The sequence below is a fragment of the Deinococcus maricopensis DSM 21211 genome (genome assembly GCF_000186385.1).
GTDB classification, from domain to species: Bacteria; Deinococcota; Deinococci; order Deinococcales; family Deinococcaceae; genus Deinococcus_B; species Deinococcus_B maricopensis.
In genome coordinates this window covers 2,892,045-2,905,041 of the sequence record NC_014958.1, presented here as the reverse complement: position 1 = coordinate 2,905,041, position 12,997 = coordinate 2,892,045, and the positions used below count along the sequence as shown (strand labels likewise).

12 protein-coding genes are annotated in these 12,997 nt (G+C 71.5%); 4 read left to right on the top strand and 8 right to left on the bottom strand.

Annotation, left to right across the window (positions count from 1 at the left end):
• Window positions 1-46: 46 nt before the first annotated feature.
• Window positions 47-709, top strand: coding sequence for a DUF1345 domain-containing protein (locus DEIMA_RS13655; RefSeq protein WP_043816779.1), 663 nt, complete (start codon window positions 47-49; stop codon window positions 707-709).
• Window positions 710-784: 75 nt separating this feature from the next.
• Here DEIMA_RS13655 and DEIMA_RS13650 read toward each other — a convergent pair whose 3' ends face one another.
• The 4 genes from DEIMA_RS13650 to DEIMA_RS13635 form a co-directional block, all read right to left on the bottom strand.
• Window positions 785-1,468, bottom strand: coding sequence for a 50S ribosomal protein L25/general stress protein Ctc (locus DEIMA_RS13650; protein WP_013557853.1), 684 nt, complete (start codon window positions 1,466-1,468; stop codon window positions 785-787).
• A gap of 185 nt (window positions 1,469-1,653) precedes the next feature.
• The gene (locus DEIMA_RS13645; RefSeq protein ID WP_013557852.1) at window positions 1,654-2,577 is read right to left on the bottom strand and encodes a carbohydrate kinase family protein; all 924 of its coding nucleotides are present in this window, start codon (window positions 2,575-2,577) and stop codon (window positions 1,654-1,656) included.
• Between the two features lie 57 nt (window positions 2,578-2,634).
• Window positions 2,635-3,483 (bottom strand): 16S rRNA (adenine(1518)-N(6)/adenine(1519)-N(6))-dimethyltransferase RsmA, encoded by an 849-nt coding sequence (gene rsmA, locus DEIMA_RS13640; protein WP_013557851.1) that lies wholly within the window; start codon window positions 3,481-3,483, stop codon window positions 2,635-2,637.
• 137 nt (window positions 3,484-3,620) lie between these two features.
• Entirely contained in the window at window positions 3,621-4,127 is a 507-nt protein-coding gene (locus DEIMA_RS13635; protein ID WP_013557850.1) for a CarD family transcriptional regulator, read from the bottom strand.
• Between the two features lie 132 nt (window positions 4,128-4,259).
• Between DEIMA_RS13635 and DEIMA_RS13630 the strand changes: the two genes are divergently transcribed.
• The 3 genes from DEIMA_RS13630 to DEIMA_RS13620 all read left to right on the top strand — a co-directional run bounded on the left by DEIMA_RS13630 (window position 4,260) and on the right by DEIMA_RS13620 (window position 7,373).
• Complete coding sequence (locus DEIMA_RS13630) at window positions 4,260-5,057, top strand: tetratricopeptide repeat protein (RefSeq protein ID WP_013557849.1); 798 nt, start codon at window positions 4,260-4,262, stop codon at window positions 5,055-5,057.
• Between the two features lie 82 nt (window positions 5,058-5,139).
• Window positions 5,140-6,621, top strand: a complete 1,482-nt coding sequence (locus DEIMA_RS13625) for a bifunctional ADP-dependent NAD(P)H-hydrate dehydratase/NAD(P)H-hydrate epimerase (RefSeq protein ID WP_013557848.1) — start codon at window positions 5,140-5,142, stop codon at window positions 6,619-6,621.
• Between the two features lie 8 nt (window positions 6,622-6,629).
• Window positions 6,630-7,373 (top strand): DUF4388 domain-containing protein, encoded by a 744-nt coding sequence (locus tag DEIMA_RS13620; RefSeq protein WP_013557847.1) that lies wholly within the window; start codon window positions 6,630-6,632, stop codon window positions 7,371-7,373.
• Between the two features lie 49 nt (window positions 7,374-7,422).
• On the opposite strand, the gene DEIMA_RS13615 is transcribed toward DEIMA_RS13620, so the two are convergent.
• The 4 genes from DEIMA_RS13615 to DEIMA_RS13600 form a co-directional block, all read right to left on the bottom strand.
• Window positions 7,423-8,856 (bottom strand): hypothetical protein, encoded by a 1,434-nt coding sequence (locus DEIMA_RS13615; protein WP_013557846.1) that lies wholly within the window; start codon window positions 8,854-8,856, stop codon window positions 7,423-7,425.
• Between the two features lie 614 nt (window positions 8,857-9,470).
• Window positions 9,471-9,926, bottom strand: coding sequence for a hypothetical protein (locus DEIMA_RS13610; protein ID WP_013557845.1), 456 nt, complete (start codon window positions 9,924-9,926; stop codon window positions 9,471-9,473).
• Between the two features lie 120 nt (window positions 9,927-10,046).
• Window positions 10,047-11,120 carry a hypothetical protein gene (locus DEIMA_RS13605; RefSeq protein ID WP_013557844.1) on the bottom strand — a complete coding sequence of 358 codons (1,074 nt, stop codon included), beginning with the start codon at window positions 11,118-11,120 and terminating at the stop codon, window positions 10,047-10,049.
• 48 nt (window positions 11,121-11,168) lie between these two features.
• Entirely contained in the window at window positions 11,169-12,977 is a 1,809-nt protein-coding gene (locus DEIMA_RS13600) for an HSP90 family protein (protein WP_043816778.1), read from the bottom strand.
• Window positions 12,978-12,997: the final 20 nt, after the last annotated feature.

Sequence of the window (12,997 nt, the reverse complement as noted above, 5' to 3'; positions counted from 1 at the left end):
AGCGGGCGGCACGCGCATGCGCGTGCCGCCCGCTAAGCTGAGCGGCATGCACTGGCGACTGGGCGAAGCGCCCGCCAAGACGCGCCTCGCGCTGGCCCTGCTGGCCGGCCTGGGTGCATGGCTGCTGTGCGCGCTGCTGCCGCGCGTGCCGTGGGAGCTACGCGCACTGGTCGCGTGGGACGCCCTGGCTTTGACGTTCCTGCTGAGCGCGCTGCACGTGATGCGCCGCGCCGACACGGCCCTCACGCGCGCCATCGCCACGAGCGAGGACGATTCGCGCGCCGTGTCGGCGGCGCTGGTCGTGGCGGGCAGCGTGGCGAGTCTGGTCGGTGTGGGGTTCGCACTGGCCCGCGCGGGCACCCTGGAGGCGCGCGCGCCGACGCTCGCGGCCCTGCTCACCGCTGCGGGCGTCGGCACGGTCGCGCTCTCGTGGGCGCTGGTGCACACGGTGTACGCCCTGCGGTACGCGCACGCGTACTTCACCGCGCCGGAGGGCGGCATCGATTTTCCCGGCACGGACGGGCACGTCACGTACCTGGAGTTCCTGTACCTGGCGTTCACCATCGGGATGACCTTCCAGGTGTCCGACACGGACGTGACGTCCCGGCCGATGCGTCGCCTGCTGCTGCGGCACGCGCTGGTCAGTTACCTGTTCGGCACGGTCCTCGTGGCGCTTACCATCAACGCCGCTGCGGGCCTGCTGCGCTGATGCTGCGGGCCCGCAGCGCTGAACAGACGAACGAGGGGCGGGCGCACACGCGCCCGCCCCTCGTTGCGCAGAGGTTTACTCCGCGGCGGTTTCTTCGCTGGTGGGCTTGACGTCTTCGAGGGTCGCGTCGCCTTCCAGGACGGCTTCGGCCGCTTCGGCGCTGATTTCGCCGGCGGCGACGAGGCCCGCCACCTGGGCGGCCTGCTGCTCGGCGGCCGCTTCGCCTTCGCTGAGGCGCGGGGGCAGCACGCTGATGACCGTCAGGTCCGCGTCGGACGCGAGCTTCACGCCGTCGGGCAGGGCGATGTCGCCGGCCTTGACGTGGTCACCGATGTTCAGCTTGGTCACGTCCACGGCGATTTCCGTGGGGATGCGGCGCGGGCCGGGCGCGATGACGCTGAGGTTGTGCACGACGACGTCCACGAGGCCGCCCATGATTTCGCCCTGGCTCTTGCCGGTGGTGTGCACGGGCACGTCCACCTGGACGGGCTCACCGTACGTGACCATCAGGAAGTCCGCGTGGATGGCTTCGCGCTTACGCTTGTCCATCTGCACGGCCTTCACGAGCGCGGGGAAGGTTTCGCCGCCTTCGATGGCGATGTCGAACAGGCCGGTCTTGCCCTGCTGGCGGAACGCACGGTCGAACGCCTTGCGCTCGATGGCGAACATGACGTTCGTGCCCTGGTGGTACGCGACGGCGGGCATGTAGCCCTCGCTCAGCTTCTCTTGGCCCGTGCGGGCGATCGCTTTCAGTTCCATTGTGGTTTCCTCCGTGGTGCTTCGCAGCGCGCCGGTCGCTGGGGTGATCCTCAGGCCGGGCAGGCGCGCTGGCGGCCGTGTGGGTGGGCGTGTTCCGGCCCGTCCGTTCTCGGCATGACGCCGCGCGTCGCCAGCGTGCAACTCCGGTAGTGTAGCAAAAACCCGCCAAGCAGGCGCGACGCCGTTCAGCGCGTCAGGGCCGCGAGGTCCTGCTGCGTGATCGGCCGCGTCTGCGCGCCCACCGTCGTCGCGGCGAGCGCCCCGGCGGCGTTCGCGAAGCGCGCGGCGTTCGCCAGCGGCTCCCCGGCCAGGATGGCGTGCGCGAACGCCGCCACGAACGTGTCCCCGGCGCCCGTGGAATCCACGACGTCCTCGCCGGTATTCACGGCGTCCACGAGGTCCGTCTCCTCGGGCGTCCACACGATGCTGCCCATCGCGCCGACCTTCACGACGACCTGACGCGCGCCGAGACGCCCGAGTTCCGTGAGGGCCGCGCTGATCGACGTGGTTTCCGTCATGGCGAGCAGCTCATGCTGGTTGAGCAGGATGTAGTCCGCGCTGAGCACGCTGTCCAGCAGGCGTTTCCCGGCGGCGTTCACGGCGCCCGTGCCCAGATCGATGAAGACCGGCACTTCAGCCTTCTTCGCGTACCCGATGGCTTTCAGCGCGTACTCGCGCTGCGGGCCGCTGATCAGGCTGTACGCGCTGACGACCAGCGCGTTTGCGCCCTCCACGTCCTTTTTCTTGAGCTTCGCGGCGTCCAGCTGGCGGTTCGCGGCGCCGCTGCTGATCATGGCGCGGCGCCCGTCGGGCGTCTGCATCACGGTGATGGTGCTCGTCAGGTGGTCCGGGTCGCGCTGCACGGCTGTCTGGGACACGCCGCTCTCCTGCACCTGCGCGAGCGCGTACTCCGCGAACGGGTCCTGCCCGACGCGCGCCGCGAGCGTCACGGTGTGCCCCAGGCGCGCGAGCGTCACGCTGATGGTGCCGCCCGCGCCGCCCGGCTGCATGCTCGCGTGCGTCGGCGCGACCTCCTCGCCTGCCCGGGGCAGGCGGTCCAGGTGGTACAGGTGGTCCACCGTCACGTCGCCAATCACGAAAAACTTCACGTCAAAACCTCCTGGGTCCCGCCAACATCGGGCCCTGAGTGTGCGTGCGTAGGTGCTTCATGCTAACACGCCCAGCGCCTGCGCGAAGCGGTGCATGTCCCGCAACGCCACGTCCTCCGCGCGCACGTCCGCGCGCAACCCCACAGTCTCCAGCGCCTGTTCCACCGCGCCTGCATCGAACCCCGCCATGCGCAGGTTGTTGCGCATGGTCTTGCGGCGGTGATGCAGCGCGGCCTCCATCAGGCGGATCAGGCGCGCGTCCGGCTTCTGCCCGCTGTCCTCGAAGCCTGTGAAGTCCAGGCGCACGACGCTGCTGGTCACGTCCGGCGCGGGAATGAACGCGCCCTTCGGCACGTCCCGCACGATCCGCACGCGGCCATGCAGCGCCGCCAGCGCGCTCATGAACCCGTACGCGTCCTCGCCGGGCTTCGCCGCCAGACGCTCCGCCACCTCACGCTGCACCAGCACCGTCGCCGAGACGATACGCGCCGAAGCCATGAACTTGCTGAGCAGCGCCGTGCTGATGTAGTACGGCAGGTTCGCGATCACGCGCGTGCCGTCCGGCAGGCGGTCGTAATCGAATTTCAGCGCGTCCCCCCACACGACTTCCACGTCCAGGCCTGCGAGCGTCTCGGCCAGCACCGGCCGCAGCCGCTCGTCCTTTTCGAGCGTCACGACGTGCGCGCCGCGCTCCGCCACCTCGCGCGTCAGGACGCCCAAGCCCGGCCCGACCTCCAGGACGCTCACGCCGGACGCCGCGCCGCCCGCGTCGGCTATGGACCGCAGGACGTTCCCGTCCACCAAGAAATTCTGCCCGAGGCTCTTGGTGGCGCGAATGCCGTGACGCTGCATCAGGTCACGGACGGTACGAGGGGAATACAGGGGGGCGGGCGCGTCTTCAGTCATGGGGGACCCTCAAGCTGGGCGTGCGCGATCAGGCCCTCACCGTGAGGGCCGCGAAGGGCACGCGGAGCAAGTAGTCACCGTAGCATAACGCGGCGGGACGCGCGCCCCGAGCGCGTGCGTCCCGCCGCGTTATGCCGTCAGACCTGCCGCGCGGCGCCCATCAGCTCACTGAGCGCTGCTTCGAGCGCCACGCGCCCGCCGCCGCCCAGCGCGACTTCCAGTTCCGCTTCCAGCGTCTTGCGGGCGTGCATCAGCACGTCCATCTCGCTGGACGGCAGGCCGCGCGTCACGTCGCGGCGCACCAGCGTGCCCACCAGGCGCGTGAGCGTCACGAGGTCCGCGGCCTGCAACAGCTCCTGCTCCGCGCGGTACCGCGCCTGGAAGCTCTCCGGCAGCGGGATGTCCGTGCTGAGTTCCGCGAGCAGGTTGGGGACGTCCTCGCGGCGCGTTGCGCGCCGCAGGCCCAGATCACGGGCGCGCGCCACCGGCACGAGCACCTGCGCGTCCTTGCCGAACAGATGCACCTCGTAGTACGCCTGCTTCACGCCCAGCACCGTGCGTTCCGTGAGCGCGCGGACCACGCCCGCCCCGTGGTTCGGGTACACCACTGAATCGCCCTCGCGCAGCTGCAGTTCCTCGCTCATCGATGCCTCCCAGGCCCCCGTTCGGGGGCACATGAGCATCCACTCTACCAGACGCCGCGCCCACCCCACCGCGCAAAACCTCCACCGCGCGTCCCCCAACCGGGGGCCTGAACGCCGCCCTATACTCCGGGCATGAGCACCCCCGACGCCTGGACCGCGCCGCTCAGCACCCGCGACGCGCCGCGCGCCCACGCGCTCGCGCTGCAGGCCGGCGCCGACGCCGCCCTCACCGCCGCGCTCGACGACCTCGTCGCGCTGCAGGAAGCGGTGCGCGCCCGCGCGTACCTGCAGGCCCACGCGCACCTGACCCGCTACCGCGCGGACCTGGACGACACGTCCGACGCGCCGACCCTGTGGGCCCACGCCGACCCGGACGCCCTGCACGCCGCCGTGACGGCCCTGCAGGACGTGGACGGCGCGCGCATCACCGACCCCGCCGACCTCGAGGCGCGGCTCGCCCCGGCCCTCGAGAACCCCTGGACGCGCGCGGAAGCGCTGAACGTCCAGGGCGTGCTGTACGCCCTCGGCGGCGACGTGACCGACGCGCGCGCCGCATTCCAGGCGGCCCTGGACCTCGACGCGCGCCACTACCGCGCCCTCACGAACCTCGGGAACCTCGACCTGGAGGCGGGCGCGTACGCCGATGCGGAGCGTCAGTACCGCGCGGCCCTCGCGCTGCACAAGGACTACCCGGGCGCACACCACAACCTCGCCGTCGCCCTGCGTAAACAAAAACGCATGGGGGAGAGCCTGCGGTCCTTCAAGACCGGGCAGCGCCTCGCCGGACGGCAGGAACGCGAGCGCACCCGAGTGGAAATGCAGGCGCAGAGCGGGAAACTCAGCGGGGCGCTGCCCAGGAACCGTCTGGTGTGGATTGCGGGCGCGGCGGTCGTGGGCGTCCTGCTGCTCCGCAACCTCCTGGGCGGCTGAAGGCTGAGCCCCACCCGACGTGGGCGTCACCTGAGGATTTCCTCGTTGCCGGCCCGCCCGCACCGGGCGGTCTAATAGGCACATGCCTCCCCACCCTGAACCCGTCCTGACCGCCGGCGGCGTCCGCGCGATGGACGCCGACCTGGACCGCGCCGGCCTGCTGGATCTCGCCATGGAACACGCGGGCCGCGCCGTCGCGGACCACGCGCGCGCGCACTTCCCCGGCGCGCGCGTCCTGCTGCTCGCCGGGAGCGGCGCGAACGGCGGCGACGCCCTCGTGGCCGCCCGGCACCTGCACGCGCTCGGCGAGGACGCCCGCGTGCTCGCGCTGCCCGCCCGGCACCCCCTGACGCGCGCGAACCGTCGCCGCCTCACGGCGTTGGGTGTACCCACCGCGCGCCTGAGCGCGCCTGCCCTCGCGGGAGCGCTCAGGCGCGCGGACCTGATCATCGACGGCCTGCTCGGCACCGGCTTTGTGCCGCCGCTGCAGCCCGCCCTCGCGGCCCTGACCGCCCGCGTGAACGCGAGCGGCCTGCCCGTGCTGAGCATTGATGTGCCGACCGGCGTGAACGCCGACACCGCCGAGGCGGACGATGACGCGCTGCGCGCCACGTACACGGTCGTCCTCGCGGGCCTCAAGCCGACCCTGCTGTTCGGCCCGGCCGCGCACCACGCCGGCACCCTGCTGCACGGAGACCTGCGCGTGCCGCCCGCGTTCGCCGCGCGGCACGCCGTCGCCACCCGCGAGGACGACGCGGCCCTCGCCGCCCGCCTGCCTGTGCGGTTCGCGGACGCGCACAAGGGCACTGCCGGGCGCGTGTGGGTGGTGGGCGGGCACCCCGGCACGACCGGCGCGCCGCTGATCGCGGGGGTCGGTGCCCTGCGCGCCGGCGCGGGCCTGATCACCGTGCACAGCGAAGCGGACCTGCCACTGCTCACGCCCGAACTGATGCTGCGCCGCCACGCGGACCTCACCCGCGACCTGCAGGACCAGGCGAAACCCGACGCGGTCGTGCTCGGCATGGGCCTCGGCTCGCGCGCGCTGACCGTCGCCCGCGCCGCCCTCGCGTGGGACGTGCCCACCGTGCTGGACGCGGACGCCCTCCAGCCCGAACTGACCGGCGTCACGCACGCCCGCACGGTCCTCACGCCGCACCCAGGCGAAGCCGCGCGCCTACTCGGCACCGACACGCCCGCCATCACCCGCGATCCGCTCGGCGCGGCGCGCGCCCTGCAGGAACGCTACGCCTGCACCGTGCTCCTGAAGGGCGGCCCCAGCGTCGTCGCGGGCCCGGACGGCCTCACGGTCGTGCGCGGCGGGCACCCCGGCATGGCGAGCGGCGGCATGGGCGACCTGCTCGGCGGTGTGATCGCCGCGCTGCTCGGGCAGGGCCTGAGCGCCCCGGACGCCACGCGCGCCGGCGCGCGCCTGCACGCGCGCGCGGGCGAGCGGGCCGCCGTCACGCACGGGTACGGCCTGAGCGCCACGGACGTTGCTGCGGAACTGGGCGGCGCGTGGGCGGACCTCATGACCGCGCGCCCGGCTGAATTTCCGGTAGGCTGAAGGCAGCCATGCAGGGACTTATCAGCGACGTGCCGCTCATCGGCGTGCTTGAACTCATTCACGTGAGCCGCAAAACCGGCGTTCTGGACGTCGACGCGGAAATCCCGTACACGCTCGCGTTCGTGAACGGCGAAGTCGTCGAGGGCGGCATCCTCGACTGGCTGGGTCTGGACGCCATCTACTCCGGCCCGCTCGTGCCCGAGCAGGGCCAGTTCACGTTCAGCGTCCGCGACGTGACCGGCGCGCCCATCCAGCACTACCAGAAGCTCAGCGCCGACTGGGCGCGCTTCTCGGACGAGTGGGAACGCGTATGCGAGGTCATCGGCAGCCCCAGCCGCGTGCTGGTCGGCGACCACCCCGGATTCGAGGAGGCGCGGAGCGTGCGCGCCGTCGCCCGCACCACCGACGAGCCGCTGTTCGAGGTGGCGCAGCGCGCCGCCGAAGCCGTCGCGGCCGGGAAGCTGCACACCGAGGACCGCTTTGCGTGGTTCGGGCTGCGCATCCGCCGCGGCGACGACACCGCCAACCACCCCATCGCGCAGCAACTCGACGGGGACCGCAACCTCGGGGACATCGTGGGCGCTGGGAACAACATCTCGGCGGTGCGCGCGTTCCTGCTGGACGAGATCCGTGCGGGCCGGCGTTTCGCCGGGAGCGGCTGGGTGCTGCGCGACCTCGTGTGGGAGCAGCGTTACCTCGAAGGGGGCGCCGAGGACCTCGACCACGAGGCCGAGGACTTCGACATCCTCTGAGGCGCCTCAGCGAAGCGGGCGACGGTGACCACCGTCGCCCGCTTCGCCTTTACCCTGGGGTTGGGCGTCCCCGAGGGCCCATGAACAGCAGCAGACTGACGACCGCGCCCAGCGTGAGGATCAGGCCCGCGTTGCCGCCGGTCAGAAAGGCGAGCGGCGCGAGGGCCGCCACCAGCACCGGCCACAGGTACGCGCGGCCCAGCGCGCGCAGGGCGAGCAGCGCCGCGACCATCCCGCCGATCAGCCCCGCAAGGGGGAACAGCAGGTAGCTCATCAGGACGCCGCCGAGCGTCAGGCCCACCACGACGCCCAGAACCGCGAGGGCCGCCGCGCGCGGGGCGAGGAACACGCGCCGCAGGCGCGCGGTCATGACGGCCAGCGCCGCGCCGAGCAGCAGGGCGAGCGGCGCGAACGTGTACAGTTTCACGACCGTTTCGCGGGTGCTGCTGCCGCTGAACGCCACCGCGACGTCCTGCGCGGTCAGTGCGTCCGGCAGCTGCCAGCGCAGGGTGCTGTTGCCGGCCAGGTCGCGCGTCTGACCGGTGGGGAACAGGCTGTAACGCTGGAACTTCGCGGGGCGGTTGGTGTGGACGCTCAGGTCGAAGTTCCGCACGGGCTCGCGTCGGCCCGCCAGGGCGTAATTCCAGCCGCGCGCGCCCACGTGCCGGTACGTGACGCGCGCCGCGACCGTCTGACCGGGCGCGAGCGTCCCTTCCCACTGCGTGCCGCCCGTGAGCTGCGCGGCCGTGAGTTCCTGGCCGTTCACGGTGACGCGAAAGTCCGACAGCGTGCCGCTCCCCACCGGTGGCGGGAACCGGAAACGCGCCGTGACCTCCTCCTGGGTGGGGTTCTGGAAGGTGTACACGGCGTTGAACGCCGCGCGGTACAGGTCACCCATCTGGAAGTCGAGGTTCACGTTGACCTTGCTCGCGTCGATGCGGATGGGCTCCTCGGTGAGCTGCGTCGATTCGCGGGTGAAGATCACGTCGTTGCCGCTGCGGCGGAAGCGGTCCGCGAGGCGCAGGACGTTCTCGCTGGTGGGGTCCGTGAGGTACGGGGCGAGTACGCCCACGCCGTCCTGGCCGATGCGGCGCACCAGCTGGGGTGGCAGGACGAGGGTGCGGGTGTACGTGCGGGTCGTCAGGTACGTGGCGGTGGGCGCCGCCTGCGTGGTGGGCGCGCCGTCCGGGTCGGCGCGGTTCAGGTAGCGGGCGTTCACGTCCGTGCTGATGCGCGCGGTGACGACGCGTTGCAGGATGGCGTACATCGGCAGCGCGGCGAGCAGCGTGAGGGCCGGCAGGAGCCAGAGGCCGGTGCGGGCGCCGCCGGGCGCGCGGTTCAGCAGGCGTTCGTAGCGGGGGCGGTCGAGCAGGCGCAGCAGCAGCAGGACGATCAGGGTGAGGGCGAGGACCGCGAGGGCGCGGAGCCACGCCTCGGGGGAGGGAAGGGCGGCGAGCAGGGCGTCCAGAAACGACTGAACCATGTGGTGGGCCTCCAGGATGGGTTGTGCTCCCAGATTGACGTACTCAGATGAGTAAAACACTCAAAATAGGGATATGCATGATGTTTTGCCTGTAGAGGGACATCATCCCCAGGGCTGCACACCAAAGCGTGACCATGCCCGGCCACGTCCACGCGCTGCACGGCTTCATTCGACGCGGCAACACCACCGTGGCCCGCACCCTCTAACCCCAGCAGGGCCACCCCCCGAAGCCCTGGACCGCCCGGCCCGGCCGCGGCTCTTCGAAGGCCAGTCGAGCTCGCCGCTACCCCCAAGCTGTCCATGATCCTCGACGACGGCTTCTGGGCCCGCCACGACCGCGACCACCGCCGCGCCCCCTGCACCCACCACTCACGCTGTACGCCCTGAGCGTCCCGCCGTCCGTCGCCTGGGCGCGCGTGCAGGCCCGCGCAACAGCGGGCGGAACAGCGCCGAAACCTACGCGCTGTTCCGCCCGCACCTCGAACCCATCGGCGACGACGGACCCCACCGACGCCTCCGGGCCGCGCCATGACCGGCCACCGAACATCAACGTGGACGGCGTTCCCGAACGCCGTCCACCAGCGCCCCCACTCGCGGGGCCTTCCGCGCGTCGCTCAGTCGCAGGCGGCGCGCAACTCGTCCGGATGGACCGCCCCGGTCAGGAACGAGCTGACGCTCACCCGCGCCACCCCGGACGCCGTCCGCAACTGCCCCGCCACGCTCGCCGACGCGCGGTACCCGGAGTTGGCGACCATCTGCCCGAGGGGGCTGTCTGCACGCAGCAGGTACGGCGCTTCCGCCGTGCCCGGGTGGTACGCGCTCAGACGCGAGAACGTCCCCCCGTACCGAGCGTTCGGGCTGGGGTTGTAGATGCTGGTGGCGCTGGATTTGCTGCCGTACGGCCCGCTGCTGTTCCCGAAGCTGCGCACGTCGCCCGCCCCCGTGCAGGTGCCCAGGAACGTTCCGTCCGACGCGACCATCACGGAGCGGTACACCCAGCCGGGCACAGCGGCGGACGCCGTGGAGGGAACGAGCAGAGCGGACGCCATCAGCAGATGTTTGAACGTCATGCCCTCAACCTAGGCGCCCTCAAGCGACTGTGCCGTCCGCTCAGCGACGCTCATGTGCTAACGCGCCCGGGGAGGACGGCCGCTGCCGTCCTCCAGGCAGGTCCCCTTCAAGAGCGCCTTTCAGGCGCGCAGGGCGAGCACCTGCCCCAGGCGCTCGGCGTACCGCCCCGTGCCGTTGCGCGCGTCGAACAGCCCCGCGAGCGTTGCCGCCTCGCGCAGGAAGTGCGCGCTCAGGCGCTCAGGCGCGTACGTGTCATCCGCACGGCGCAGCGCGAACGCCGGCGGCAACGCCACCCGCACCGTCCCTGCACCCTCCAGGGCGCGCCACAGGGCCGCGCTCGCCCCCAGAAACTCGAACAGGTCATTGCGGTTGCGCACGCCCAGCGCGAGCGGCAGGTGCTCCGCCCACACCCCCAGGGCCGCGTCCACCTCGCCGACGACCAGCAGGTACCGCAGGTGCTCCGCGATGGTCTCGATGAAGTTCCGGTCCGAGCGCGCCAGGCGCAGGCCCTCGCGGTGCGCGTGCCGCGCGCCGTCCGCGTCACCCGTGGCGAGCAGCGGCAGCAGCAGGTTCGCGTACGTCACGGTGGGCACGTTGTGGCAGCTCATGCCCTGATCGATGATGTCCCGCCCGAGCTTCACGGCGGCGCCCGCGTTCCCGCGCCACGCGTAGTACCCCATGACCTTGTTCTGCTCGCACGCCTCGCAGTCGCTGATCATGTCGCGCGGCAGGGACCGCCACGCCAGGAACGCCGCCTGCGCGCCCTCCGCGTCCCCCATCTGCTTCGTCAGCATCAGGCGGTGGTACGCCTGATAGTGCGCGCCGAACCCGTACTCGCGGGTGCGCCGCTCGAAATCCGCTTCCAGCCGCTGCAGGCGACCGAGGGGGAACGCCGGGTTGTCGATAGCGGCCGCCAGAATCCACTTGTACATCCACATGACGATGTACGTGTGCCGCTCGAACTGCGCGCGGTGCCGGTCGAACGTGCCGATCAGCCACGCGAAATGAATCAGGGCCTTGTCGGGGAAGCCGCTGAAGCTCGCGGCGCGCACCAGTTCCACGCGCGCGCGGAAGGCGGCGTCGCGGTCCTGCTGCGCGTCCGCGAGCCGGACCGCCTGCTCCAGAAAGGGAATGGCGGCCTCGGGCGGGGTCTGCTGCTCGGCCAGTTCGAGCAGTTCATCAATCGTCTGCATGCAAGTCCTTGTGGAGGCGTGGCCGCGCCAGGCGGCCCGCCCGGAGAGTCAGTTGAGAATGTTCATCTGCGCGGCGCGCAGGCCCCAGCGCATCATGTCCGACAGGCCGTCCCCCAGCAGCGCCAGTTCCTGACCGCGCATCGGGTGGTGCCCCAGCAGGTGCGCCTGCACGTACAGCATCTGCACGAGCCGCCCGAACACCGCCGCGTCCTGCACGTGCAGCAGGTCCTGCACGAGCGCGTGGTTCAGGTTCAGGTGCAGCCGCGTGACGCGCACCTCCTCGTACGCCCCCTCGTACTCGTCCAGCAGGTCCGTGAACAGCTCGTCGGCGACCTCACGGGCCGCGTCGAGGTCGTCACGCTGCCGCTGCTCCTCCGTCACGATCAGGAGGGCCGGCAGGTCCGCCGGCTCGAACCGCTTCACGCTCACCACGCACCCGAACGCCTCCAGCGCCGCGTTCGCGCGCGCCACGAAACCCTCCAGGCCCGCCGCGCTCACGTCCTCCAGCGCCAGCGCGTACGACTGCGCGTCCACCTCCTCCAACGCCCGCCCGAACAGCGCCGCGTACCGGCGCAGCAACGGCACGTCGTACGTGTACACCGCGTTGATGACGCTGTGCCCGTACGCGCTTGCCACCTGCGCGATCTGCCGGAACTGGTCGAGGTTCGTGACCATGCGGATCACCGGCTCGCGCGCCACGTACGCGCCGAGCTTCATGCGGCCCGTGGACGTCTCGAACTCGAACGCGTGCGCGAGCAGCCGGAAGAACTCGTCGTTCTCGGACGCAAGCGCCTTGATGGGCAGGTGATGCAGGGCAATCAGCGCCTCCAGCCGCGCCGGGTCCTGCTGCGCGAGCCCCTCAATGTACGCGCGCAGCTGCGCGTCCAGCGACGCGCGCGCGCCCGTGAGGGCGTCGTCCTCGTAGAACGACTCGCGGGACGCCGTGGGGTGCAGGCCGTCCACGTTCAGCAGGCACCGCACGAAAAACGCCCAGTCCGGCAGGAGGTTGCGGGCGTCATGGCCGAGCAGCATGCGCTTCAGGTACACCTGATGCCACTGCCGCGACCCGGACTGCGTGCTGTACGGCAGCACGAACGCCACGCCGCGCACGCTGCCGTCCTCGGTGCGGAGCGGTACGGCGTCCAGCGCCTCCATGTTCAGCGCCGTGCGGGCGTACGCGAGGACCTCCTCGCGCTTGCTGGCGTCGCCGTCCGCGAAGTCCAGCCACGCGAGGCGCTCCGCGTTCACGTGGTCGTACTGTTCGCCGTCCGTCACGTGAATGGGATAGGGCAGGATGCGGCCGTAGTTCGCGAGGGCCTCACGCAGCTCGTCGTACTCGAAGTAGAAGTCGGTGTCCTCGCGGGCGCGCAGCCGCACGGTCGTGCCGGGCGTGCCCACCGCGCCGGACGGCAGCGTCTCCAGGGTGTACGTGCCGTCCGCCTGCGCGAGCCACCGCACCGGCGCGCCCCCGGACGCACTCTGCGTGAGCACCTCGATCTCGCCGCTCACCATGAAGCACGACAGCAACCCGATCCCGAACTGCCCCAGGAAACTGTCGCGCGCCTCATCCAGGCGCTTCGAGGACCGCCCGATGGTTGCGAGGAACTCGTGCACCTCCGCTTCGGTCAGGCCGACGCCGTTGTCCGCGAACTCCAGGGTGGGCAGCGCGCCGTCCACGTGGTGCACGCGCGCCGTCAGGCTCGGCTCGAAAAGGCTGTCCCCGCGCTGGCGCCGCGCTGTGATGGCGTCCACGCCGTTTTGCAGCAGCTCCCGGATGAACACACTCGGGTCCGAGTACAGGTGGTTGGAGAGGAGGTCGATCATGCCGCGCAGGTCGACCTTGAAGGCGTGTTCCATGCCCCGCAGCATAGACGACG

Coding starts and splice junctions, on each gene's coding strand:
- DEIMA_RS13655 (WP_043816779.1), top strand. CDS start 47: ATGCACTGGCGACTGGGCGAAGCGCCCGCCAAGACGCGCCTCGCGCTG.
- DEIMA_RS13650 (WP_013557853.1), bottom strand. CDS start 1,468: ATGGAACTGAAAGCGATCGCCCGCACGGGCCAAGAGAAGCTGAGCGAG.
- rsmA (WP_013557851.1), bottom strand. CDS start 3,483: ATGACTGAAGACGCGCCCGCCCCCCTGTATTCCCCTCGTACCGTCCGT.
- DEIMA_RS13635 (WP_013557850.1), bottom strand. CDS start 4,127: ATGAGCGAGGAACTGCAGCTGCGCGAGGGCGATTCAGTGGTGTACCCG.
- DEIMA_RS13630 (WP_013557849.1), top strand. CDS start 4,260: ATGAGCACCCCCGACGCCTGGACCGCGCCGCTCAGCACCCGCGACGCG.
- DEIMA_RS13625 (WP_013557848.1), top strand. CDS start 5,140: ATGCCTCCCCACCCTGAACCCGTCCTGACCGCCGGCGGCGTCCGCGCG.
- DEIMA_RS13620 (WP_013557847.1), top strand. CDS start 6,630: ATGCAGGGACTTATCAGCGACGTGCCGCTCATCGGCGTGCTTGAACTC.
- DEIMA_RS13615 (WP_013557846.1), bottom strand. CDS start 8,856: ATGGTTCAGTCGTTTCTGGACGCCCTGCTCGCCGCCCTTCCCTCCCCC.
- DEIMA_RS13610 (WP_013557845.1), bottom strand. CDS start 9,926: ATGACGTTCAAACATCTGCTGATGGCGTCCGCTCTGCTCGTTCCCTCC.
- DEIMA_RS13605 (WP_013557844.1), bottom strand. CDS start 11,120: ATGCAGACGATTGATGAACTGCTCGAACTGGCCGAGCAGCAGACCCCG.
- DEIMA_RS13600 (WP_043816778.1), bottom strand. CDS start 12,977: ATGGAACACGCCTTCAAGGTCGACCTGCGCGGCATGATCGACCTCCTC.